This window comes from Acidobacteriota bacterium (assembly GCA_016184105.1).
In the GTDB taxonomy this organism is placed as follows: domain Bacteria; phylum Acidobacteriota; class Vicinamibacteria; order Vicinamibacterales; family 2-12-FULL-66-21; genus JACPDI01.
The window spans coordinates 22,307-31,911 of record JACPDI010000054.1; the positions used below are offsets into that span (position 1 = coordinate 22,307).

Here is a 9,605-nt window from a genome sequence, read left to right on the forward strand (position 1 = left end):
GCGTCAGGGTGACGGCGCTGACGGTTTCAGCGCTGCTCGCGTGGGCGCTGTTCGCCTTCGGAGGGACCTACCTGTGGGGCGCAGCCGCGACCGCTGCGGGTGCGGCGATGCTCCTGGTGGTCTCCCGCCGCGCGGTGCGTCCCGCCCCCGACCTTCGCGCGCTGAACGTGTTGCTGCTCGCGGCGCTTGCCGTGGCCGCGTTCCAGACGGTGCGGCTGCCATCCGCCGTCGTACGCGTGCTCTCGCCGCAGCGCGAAGCGTTTGCCGCCGTCACCTCGCTCGAAGGCGCGAGCGGCGCGCTTCCCCTCTCGATCGCACCGGCGGACTCGTTTCAGGCGCTGATCGTGTTCGGCAGCGCGGTGGCCGTGTTCTGGTCGGCGCTGGGCGTGTTCCAGTTCGGCGGCATCAGGACGGTCGCGCGCAGCGTCGCGTTCCTCGGCCTCGCCGCCGCCGTGCTGGGCATCCTGCAGGACGCCTCGCGAACGCGCCTGATCTACTGGTGGTGGCCGCCGCTCTCTGAAGGCCCTCCCGGGTTTGGTCCCTTCATCAATCGCAACCACTATGCGGCGTGGACGGTGATGGCGCTCGCGCTCTCGGTGGGATATCTTGCCGCGCGGACCCATGCCCGCGACGAGATGGACCGGTTCCGCTCGTTCAGCGCGCGGCTGCGGCGGCGACTCGACCTGCGCACGGTCTGGCTGCTGCTGGCGATCGCCGCCATGATCCTCGGAGCGGTTCTGAGCCTGTCGCGGTCGGGCATGGCGGGAGGCGTCGCGGCGATCGTCGCCGCCCGCATGGTGGTGGCGGTGCGGCGTCACCCGTGGCGGCGCTGGTCCTGGATTGGCGCGGCCAGTGTTCTGGTGCTGGCGATCGTCTGGACCGGCCCGTCTGCACTGATGAACCGCTGGCAGGCGGTGGACATCGGACAGGAAGGCCGTTCGATCATCTGGCGGGACACCCGGCCGATCGTGCGAGACTTCTGGCTGACCGGGACTGGAGTGGGCACGTACGGCGCAGCCATGACCGTCTACCAGCGGTCGGATAGAGACTCTGTGCATTTCAACCAGGCGCACAATCACTACCTGCAGGTGCTCGTCGAGGGAGGCGTGCTCCTGTGGGCGCTCTGCGCCGCCGCGGCCTTCGTGTTCGTCCGCGCGGCGCGGCAGCGGCTGCACGGCGACCACACGGGGATGCTGTGGCTCCGCGTCGGCGCTGCCGCGGGGCTGGCCGGGCTCGCCGTCAGCAGCCTCTGGGAGACGGCCGCGCGGATGCCAGCCAACGCCTTGCTCGCCGCCGTTGCAGCGGCCATCGTGCTCCACGACGCCCACGCACCCAGGCCGTCCACTCCTGACCACGAGGATCGATAGGTGCCTTTGCGCGTCGGCATCGACATGGACGGCGTCATCGCGGACTTCCGGAGCGCATTCCGCGACGCGGCGGGTGCCCTCGCGAGCGAAATCGGCGACGCCAGCGAGACGACGCCCGGGCCCCTGACCGAGACGGAAATCAGGCGGGCCTGGAAGTCAGTCAGCGCGCGGCCGAACTGGTGGATCGGGTTGCGGGCCTTCGAGCCCCGGCAGATCGGCCGGTTGTACGCGCTCGCCAGGCAATGGAAGTGGGAGGTGTTCTTCCTCACCAAGCGGCCGGCCACCGAGGGTGATTCGGTGCAGGTCCAGAGCCAGTGGTGGCTCGAGCAGCATGGGTTCTTCCTGCCGAGCGTGCTGACGGTGCCTGGCTCCCGCGGCGAGATCGCCAACGCGCTGCGCCTCGACATCGTGGTCGACGATCAGTTCGTGAATTGCGTGGAAGTGATCAGCGCGTCGCCGTCAAAGGCGCTGCTGATGTCGCGGGACCCGCACGCGCGCGCGGAACGCGCGCACGCGCTCGATCGAGGGATTGGCGTGGTGGCGACCCTCGAGGAGGCGATCGATGTCCTCGAGCAGCTGCATGAAGTGGTCCCGGCTCGGCGGGGTAAGTTGCTGCGGCTGGTCGACTGGTTTTCCAGGCCGACAGCGGACGCGGCGCCACTGCCGCTCAATCCGCGGCAGGACCGGGCCGTGCCGGACCCCCCGAAGCCGCCGGAAGAATCCGCGTAGGCACCCGGAACCACCCGCGCGCGCCCCCGGCCGCGCGACGCACGTACGCCCACGCCAGCCGCGCCCCCGTCACGCCGTAGCGATCCTGCATGTAGGCGACGTCGGGCACCAGGTGCTGAGACAGAACGGCCATGCGCGTGCGCCATTCGCGAATCGAGGCCACTTCGAGCCAGAGCCGCCGCGCGGGGCTGTGCGGCACCGCAAAGTGCCGCGTGATCCCCTCGTGACGGGCCCCCTCCTCCAGGGAGGCGACGGCGGGCGGCGGCAGCGGCGTCTCGAAGAAGCGGGCGGCGGCATCCAGCACCTCACGCGCGATCGCACAGGCGCCGCCGTCCCGCGCCCGCGACGTGAAGTCGTGCCATTCCTGCGGCGCCAGCGACCGCGCGAGGCGATCCACATCGGCGAGCCAGATGAGATTCGCTTCGCACACGTGGTGGACCACGAGGTGGGTGGCCGCCAGGAGCAGCCCGTCGGCGGCGCACAGCCCCCGCGCGCCGCTCGCGAGCGTGTCGATGGGGATGCTGCGCGCCCACGCTTCGTCGAACGGCAGCAGCGATCGAAACGGGTGCGGGTTGAGGGCGTGCCAGTGCACGTCGATCTGGTGCGCCGCGCCAGGGGGGCCGGTGCGCGTCAATTGCACCTGCGCGAGAATGGCGTCCCCTCGCACGTGCGGCAGCACGCCGTACCCCACGCGCGTGAGCGCGGCAACCGCGCGCTGGCGCGACTGCGGGTGAATGAGCAGATCGATATCGCCCCGGGGCCGGAGATGCGGCGCCGGGTAGTAGGCCCTCGCGACGTGCTCCCCCTTGAGGACCATCGTGCGAACCCCGGCGGAGGCCAGCGCGTCAAGAACGCGGCGCGCCTCGGCGCGATGCAGCTCGTCGCGGACGACGGCGTCCCTCAGGCGGCGGGACAGCCACGCCCGCTCTGCCGGATCGCCGGCCGCGTCGCCACGAAGCGCGGCGTCGGCCAGCAGCGGCATGAGCCCGTGCAGCTCCGCGTGTTCGCGATGCCGGCAGACGCGCGACACCGTCAGCACGCCGTTGCGCATGGCCGACAGCACGGGCTCGAGCGCGAGCGCGCCCTCGTCGAAGTTCATTTCGGCCGGCAGATGAACCACACCTGGCTATTGAGCTGCGCACGCAGCCACGGCATCGGCGAGTACCGACATCCCTGGATGTCGAAGGTCTGCGCCACTTCGTGCGCCATCGTACGCCAGTTGAAGCCCTTGTGCCCGTGGTACCGGTACGGCGTCGTGCTGTCGCCGCTCGACACGTAGACCGGCCGCGGGATCGATGCGCTGGATCCGGCACACGTCATTCGCATCAGTTCCCCCCACGTGTACCGCTCGGTGAAACGGTAATCGCCGATGCGCCGCCAGCCGGCCACTCGCCGCGCCATCTGCTTCGCAGGAAGGGACAGGCCGGTTTCGATGGGCACGCTGATGATGACCCGTCCATGCGGCGCGACGAGGCGCCGCAGTCGATCGAGCACTCGGACGCGCTCCGGGTCGACGCAGTGTTCGAGGACTTCGAGGCAGGTGACCACGTCGTACGCTCCGGCGTGGCGCGGATCGGCCTCGACGAGGGACTGCGGAAGGAAGGCGACGGAGGTCAGGCTCCGGAAGCGGGACGCGCAGTCGGCGAGTTGGGCCGCGTCCACATCGGTGCCGATCGCCTGCGCGAACCGATCGTGCACCATCGCCACGAACGTGCCGTCGCCGCAGCCGTAATCGAGGATCCGGGCGCCGGCGAAGGGGCTCACGAGCGCCTGCGCCAGGCGGAAGCGGCTGCCATGGCTCCACGCCACGAGGCGGCTGCGCGAGAAGATCTGCTTTCTGGCGTAGGCGCCGCCCGACAGGATGTCAGGTCCAGATGGCGCTGAGGAGGATTTTTCTGAAGCCCGCATGCTTGAGCAGCGCGAGGACCGCCGTGCGATGCCAGTTGAAATCGGCGGTCTGTCGCAGCAACGGCACCAGGCCGTCGACCGACGCCAGCTCGACGACGGCGTCAATGGCGCGGTCGTTCAGGCGGCTGACGAGCGTCCGGAACGCGAGGCCGGCACGGATTTCCGGCCCGAGCCGCGCGCGCCACCGCGACTCGTACTCCCGGAGGCTGGCCTCCTCGAGCGCATCTTCGCGCAACCCGCGGTCGAGCACCGCGGCCGCGATCTGGCCGCTGAGAAGCGAGTAGTAGATGCCGCCGCCGGTGGTGGGCTTCACCAGGCCCGCCGCGTCGCCGACCGCCACGATCCGATCGGTATAGGTCTTCGACACCGGCGCAAGCGGCAGCACCTTGAGACGCGGGCGCGGGACGTCGCCGGCGTAGCCGTACTCCCGAGCCAGCGCGGAGGCGAGCGTCTCGAAGCGGTTCAACGCCCGCGTCCGGCACATGAGCCCGATGCGGGCGTACGGCGCGCCGCGCCGCTCGAATGGCACGAGCCAGCCGAAGCCGTCGGGCGCGACCTCGTGGCCGAGAAACACCTGCACGTCCTGCACGGCGGGGAACGGCAGCTCGAGCTGCGCGCTCTGCATGAACAGCCGCGGCACGCCGAGGCCGAGCGTCCGGTTGAACCGGTAGCTGGCGCCGCAGGCCAGCACGCACGCACGCGCGGCAACGGTACGCCCGTCGGCGGCCGTCGCGCGCACGCCGCCGACGGCGTGCGAGATCGACGTGACGCGAACACCGGTGTCGATCCGGACACCGGCCGCGGCCGCCTCGCCCGCGAGCGCCGCGTCGAACGAGGCGCGATCGACGACCGTCGCCCTGATCCGGTCGCTCTCCACGAGAACCGACCGTCCGGTCGACGCGTGGAACCGCGCGGCCTGCAGGGTGCGCAGGATGCTCGCGCGCGGCAGGTCCAGCTCCCCAAACACGTCGGCGCCGAGCAGCCCGGTGCAGTGGACCGGCACGCCAACCGCCGGGTGTTCCTCGCAGAGGCGCACGCGGTGCCCCGCGCGCGCGAGGTCGCGCGCCGCCACGAGACCCGCGGGCCCGCCGCCCACCACGAAAACGTCCAGCACGTCGTCAGCCATCGAGCTAGAATTTCTGTCCGCGCGCCTCCCACGTGCCCCGCAGGGTGATCCAGAAGGAGAGCAGGATCAGCCGCACGTCCAGCCAGAACGACTGACGGCGGATGTACACACGGTCGTATCGGAACTTCTGACGCCGCGCGACATCGCGCGGCGCGTAAATCTGCGCGACCCCGGTCAGCCCCGGGCGCACGAGGCAGCGGACCTCGAACCCCGGCACCATCTCCATCGGGATCTCGCGGCCATCGCTGCCCGGCTCGATTTCGCCGGGGCGCAGCGCGCGGGGCCCGACGAAGCTCATGTCCCCCCGGAGAATGTTCCAGAGCTGCGGCAGTTCGTCCATCGCGGTGGCCCGCAGCACGCGCCCCACGGGCGTCACCCGCGGATCGTCTTCCGCGGCCTGCACGGCACCCACGCCGGCCTCCGCGTCCGGCCGCATCGACCGGAACTTCCACGCGCGAAACACGCGCCCGTGCTGCCCCACGCGGTCCTGCGCGTAGAACACCGGCCCGCCGTCGTGCGCCTTGATGGCCGCAGCCGCCAGCGCCCAGACCGGCAGCGAGAGCACCAGGCCCGTCGCGGAGAGCAAAACGTCCAACAGCCGCTTTGGGCGCGAATCGCGCTTCATTCTACTCCGGCGTCCCGTGTTCCAAGGCTGACGGACGCGCCAGCAGCACCAGGTTCGCCGCGTACCACGGCCCGAGGCTCACGCCGCGGATCTCGTCGCGGATCGCGTCGCCTGCCGGCTGACGCTGCAGCCCGGCGTTCGCAAAGCAGCGAAGCCAGTATTCCGGCGGCTGCTCGTTCAGGTGCCACACGCCTCCCTGGCCGGGCCGCGCCGCCGAAAAGACGACCGTGTTCCAATGCGAGAGAAACCGCACGAGCCGGCGCCCGTGCCATGGCGGCAGGTGCTCGGCCACCTCCAGGCACACCACGAGATCCCAAGGGCCGATGCGGCCGGCGAGTTTCGCGGACCGGCCAGCGTCGAGCCGCGTGGCATCCCACGCACACACGTTCACGCCCGCAGCGCGCGCGCGCTGCAGGGCGCCCGCAGAGTGCTCCAAGTCAAGCGTGCGCACGTCCGGCGCCACGCGCGCGAATGCGCGCAACAGCGCCCCCGACCCGCATCCGACATCGAGGACCGATCGTGGGTTGCACGCTCGGACGATTGCGCGCGCAAAGCCGTCCCAGTCTCCCGCTTCCTGGGCGGCCCAGAATTCGTCTGTGTAGGCGTCGGCCGCGCCGCCGCGCCGCCCAAGCTTGGACCGGTACCACAGCGCGAGCATGGCGAAGTTGTGCGCGCGATCGTACAGGCCTGGCGCCGCAGCTCGGGCGGCAGCGCGCAGGCGGCGCATCCGCGTCATCGCCCGCTCAGATCCCGGTAGAGGCCGAGCATCTGCTGGATCATGCGGGCCGGCGTGAAGTCGCGCGCCACGCGCGCGCGCCCCTCGCGTCCCATCCGCTCGCGCAGCGCCGGGTCGCCGAGCAGCCGCTGGATCGCGGCGCGAAGCGGGGGCACCTCGCCGGGGGGCACGATCAGGCCGGTTCGCTCGTGCTGGTTCACCCAGGGCACGCCGGTCGGCACCGCCGTGCTGACCACGGCCTTGCCCGCGGCCATCGCCTCGAGCTGGACGATCCCGAACGCCTCCGCACGCGTGACCGACGGGAGCACGAACAGGTCGCACTGCTCGTACAGCTCGCACATCCGCTCGTCGCTGACCTGCCCCTCGAACGTGACGCGTTCGGCAAGACCCAGATCGGCGGCCAACTCCTGCAATGCCTCGCGCCTGGGCCCGTCGCCGACCAGAACCAGCCGCGCGCCGTCGAGGCCGGCCATCGCCCTCAGCAGCACGTCGACGCCCTTGTACTCGACGAGGCGCCCGACAAAGAGCACCGTGGGAACCGTGCCGGCGTGCGGCGCCGGCGCCGGCGTGAACCGCGCGGGATCGAACCCGAACGGAATGACCACGCACTTCGAGCGGTACGGCCGCAGCGCGATCGCCTGCTCGGCGAGCGCAGGAGACGAGACGACGATGCGCGCCGCCTTCTTCAGCGTGTAGGCGAGAAACGGCTCGTAGAACAGCGTGTATCGCCATCGCGGCCGCACCACCTCGCTGTGGAACCAGACGATCGTCGGCGCCCGCGGCCGCACGAGGAAGTTGGCGACGAGCGCGATGGGATTCGGCTCGTGAATGACGATGACGTCGGCGCGCTCGCGGGCGAGATGCGCCGGGAACGCCGGGCACCACTCGACGGCGCCCGCCCGGCCGATGCTCGCGACGCGGGTCACCGGGACGCCGCCGATCTCTTCCCGCACCGTACGGCGGTGCGTGTTGGCGACGAGCGCGCGGGTGCTCACGCCCGCGGCGCGCCCTCCCTCGCACAACATCTGGAGCATCCGCTCCATCCCGCCGCTCACCGGCGGGTAGAACTTGCCGACCTGGAGAACCGACAACGTCATGCGCTCGCCCATCCCCTCGTTCATCTATTCGCCGTCACCAGGGTCGCACGGCCGTGCGCACGCACGCCGACCCGGAATCCGGCCCCGCGCAGCACGCCGGCGACACGGGCCGTCGCGTCGACCACCAGCCAGTCGTGGCATTCGAGCACCAGCCGGGGGATTGCACGCAGCACCTCGCGGGACGCCCCGGCCAGGATGTCGACCTCGGCTCCTTCGGCGTCGATTTTGATCAGCGAGACCGCCCCGCCTGCGCGCTCCACCACCGCGTCAAGCCCCACACACGACACCATGACGCCGGATGCACCTGGCTCCGCGTACAGGGAGCTCGTCAGGCTCGGGCCACCCGCGTTCAAGCGACGCGATCCGCGCGCGTGGCCGACCGCCTCTTCGAAAACCGTCACGCGGCCGTCCCGATCGTTCGCGGCGACGTTCCGGCGAAGAGTGGCCGCGGTCCGCGGGTGCGGTTCGTATGCGTGCACCGAGATGTCCGGTCGCGCGAGCGCCTGCAGTGTGAAGACGCCGATGTTCGCGCCGATGTCCACGATCGTTCCGCCGCGAGCGTTCCGCAGCGCGCTGCGGTAGCAGCCGTTCGCGAAGATCTCGAACAACAGAAACACCGGCGCATCGTCCGGGCCGTGAGCCAGCGATAATCCGCTTCGAAACTGCAGGGTGGGCATGGCGAGTCCGCTGCGATAAGCCCGCCAGACCTCCTCCGCGTTGCGGAGCCATCGGCGCAGGAGCCACCGGTATCGCGCGGCCTTCAGTGCGTCAATCGGGTCGCGCAAGAGACGCGGGCGCTTCATGCCGCTACCCCATGCCCGGCGCGCGCCGCCACGGCCCGGTACACGCCGGCCATCTCGTGCGCGTATGCGTCCCAGGTGAACGCGGCCGCGTGGTGTCTCCCCTGCTCGCGCCGGTACGCCCACCAGCCGGGCTCGACTTCGCGTTCGTGAAGGAGCCGCTCCACGCACTCCGCCCACAAGGCGGGCTGGCCCGGTTCCGCGTAGGCGGCCACCCCGCCGCCGACTTCAACCAGCGCGGGGATGCGACTCGCCAGCACGGGCGTGCCACTCGCCAGCGACTCGATCACCGGCAGCCCGAAACCCTCGTAGTCCGAGGGCAGCAGCGTCAGCACCGCGCGCCGGTACAGGGCAGCGAGCTCGCGGATACCGAGGGACGGCAGTTCCACGACCGCGTCCGCAATCCCGAGTTCCACGGCGAGCCTGCGCTGCTCTGCGGTCATGGCACCGCCGGCGCGCAGGAGCGAGACCGTCCCCCGCCGCGCCCGCACCAGTGCGATCGTGCGGAGCAGGACGTCGATGCGCTTGCGCGGGATCGTGCTCCCGACGTGCAGCAGCTCGATTTCCCTCACCGGCCCCGCGAGGCGATCGACCTCGGCGCGCGCGGCGGGCTCCTCGCCCTCGAGGAGCGCCCGGTGCACCCCGTTGTGAATGACGACGAGGCGATCGGCGGACAGCAGGTTGGCGGCGACGATCTCGTCGCGGGTGGCGCGGGTGTCGCACGTCACCATGGCCGCGCGGCGGAGGCCGGAGAGGATCCACCTCGCCGCATGGCGGTAGACCGGGCGCTCCCGTCCTGCCAGGCAGCGAAACGCGTCGATGTCATGGCACGTGACAACGGTGCGATGCGGCGGCAGCACGTGGACCAGGTGCGCATAACTGTGATCCACGACGTGAAACACGTCGAAGTCGCGCCGTCGCGTCCGCAGCCACCACGCGTAGTCCCCGTACCGGTTCGAATAGCGATCGACCGCGTGCGCGCCCGCGGATTGCCCGACCGCGCGAAGCGCCGTCGCGCGGCGCCGCCACGACGGGCGCAGGAGCATCGGGCAGATCCCCGGATCCGCCGTCGGCAGATGATCGGCGAGCATCTCGGCCACCAGATCCATGCTCGGCCACCGCTCTTCGCGATAGTCCGCGACAATACCCACGCGCAGCGCGCCTGATCTCATGCGCGACCGATGAGCTCCTCAAAGAACGCCGCGTGCGCGGCGGCC

Annotated in this window: 10 protein-coding genes; 2 read left to right on the top strand and 8 right to left on the bottom strand. The window is 71.1% G+C overall.

Annotation, left to right across the window (positions count from 1 at the left end; genetic code table 11):
* Positions 1–8: 8 nt before the first annotated feature.
* Both HYU53_17795 and HYU53_17800 read left to right on the top strand, forming a co-directional pair.
* Positions 9–1,367, top strand: coding sequence for an O-antigen ligase family protein (locus tag HYU53_17795; protein ID MBI2223046.1), 1,359 nt, complete (start codon positions 9–11; stop codon positions 1,365–1,367).
* Positions 1,368–2,096, top strand: a complete 729-nt coding sequence (locus tag HYU53_17800; protein ID MBI2223047.1) for a hypothetical protein — start codon at positions 1,368–1,370, stop codon at positions 2,094–2,096. It abuts the gene before it with no gap.
* Here the strand turns inward: HYU53_17800 and HYU53_17805 are convergent.
* The 8 genes from HYU53_17805 to HYU53_17840 are packed head-to-tail and all read right to left on the bottom strand — an operon-like array spanning position 2,035 to position 9,560.
* Positions 2,035–3,216, bottom strand: a complete 1,182-nt coding sequence (locus tag HYU53_17805; GenBank protein ID MBI2223048.1) for a nucleotidyltransferase family protein — start codon at positions 3,214–3,216, stop codon at positions 2,035–2,037. The genes HYU53_17800 and HYU53_17805 overlap by 62 nt on opposite strands.
* Complete coding sequence (locus tag HYU53_17810; protein MBI2223049.1) at positions 3,192–3,905, bottom strand: methyltransferase domain-containing protein; 714 nt, start codon at positions 3,903–3,905, stop codon at positions 3,192–3,194. The genes HYU53_17805 and HYU53_17810 overlap by 25 nt, the downstream gene beginning before the upstream one ends.
* Positions 3,906–3,960: 55 nt before the next feature.
* Positions 3,961–5,118 carry an NAD(P)/FAD-dependent oxidoreductase gene (locus HYU53_17815; GenBank protein ID MBI2223050.1) on the bottom strand — a complete coding sequence of 386 codons (1,158 nt, stop codon included), beginning with the start codon at positions 5,116–5,118 and terminating at the stop codon, positions 3,961–3,963.
* Between the two features lie 16 nt (positions 5,119–5,134).
* A complete protein-coding gene (locus HYU53_17820) occupies positions 5,135–5,755 on the bottom strand; it encodes a sugar transferase (GenBank protein MBI2223051.1) in 621 nt (206 codons plus the stop codon).
* Position 5,756: 1 nt separating this feature from the next.
* Complete coding sequence (locus tag HYU53_17825; GenBank protein ID MBI2223052.1) at positions 5,757–6,491, bottom strand: class I SAM-dependent methyltransferase; 735 nt, start codon at positions 6,489–6,491, stop codon at positions 5,757–5,759.
* Positions 6,488–7,612, bottom strand: coding sequence for a glycosyltransferase (locus tag HYU53_17830; protein ID MBI2223053.1), 1,125 nt, complete (start codon positions 7,610–7,612; stop codon positions 6,488–6,490). Before HYU53_17830 ends, HYU53_17825 begins: the two co-directional genes overlap by 4 nt.
* Positions 7,609–8,391 (bottom strand): FkbM family methyltransferase, encoded by a 783-nt coding sequence (locus HYU53_17835; protein MBI2223054.1) that lies wholly within the window; start codon positions 8,389–8,391, stop codon positions 7,609–7,611. Before HYU53_17835 ends, HYU53_17830 begins: the two co-directional genes overlap by 4 nt.
* Positions 8,388–9,560, bottom strand: a complete 1,173-nt coding sequence (locus HYU53_17840; protein ID MBI2223055.1) for a glycosyltransferase family 4 protein — start codon at positions 9,558–9,560, stop codon at positions 8,388–8,390. The genes HYU53_17835 and HYU53_17840 overlap by 4 nt, the downstream gene beginning before the upstream one ends.
* Between the last annotated feature and the right edge of the window lie 45 nt (positions 9,561–9,605).

Excerpts from the sequence above, each read along its gene's own strand:
- HYU53_17820 (MBI2223051.1), bottom strand. The coding sequence starts at position 5,755 with ATGAAGCGCGATTCGCGCCCAAAGCGGCTGTTGGACGTTTTGCTCTCC.
- HYU53_17825 (MBI2223052.1), bottom strand. The coding sequence starts at position 6,491 with ATGACGCGGATGCGCCGCCTGCGCGCTGCCGCCCGAGCTGCGGCGCCA.
- HYU53_17830 (MBI2223053.1), bottom strand. The coding sequence starts at position 7,612 with ATGAACGAGGGGATGGGCGAGCGCATGACGTTGTCGGTTCTCCAGGTC.
- HYU53_17835 (MBI2223054.1), bottom strand. The coding sequence starts at position 8,391 with ATGAAGCGCCCGCGTCTCTTGCGCGACCCGATTGACGCACTGAAGGCC.
- HYU53_17840 (MBI2223055.1), bottom strand. The coding sequence starts at position 9,560 with ATGAGATCAGGCGCGCTGCGCGTGGGTATTGTCGCGGACTATCGCGAA.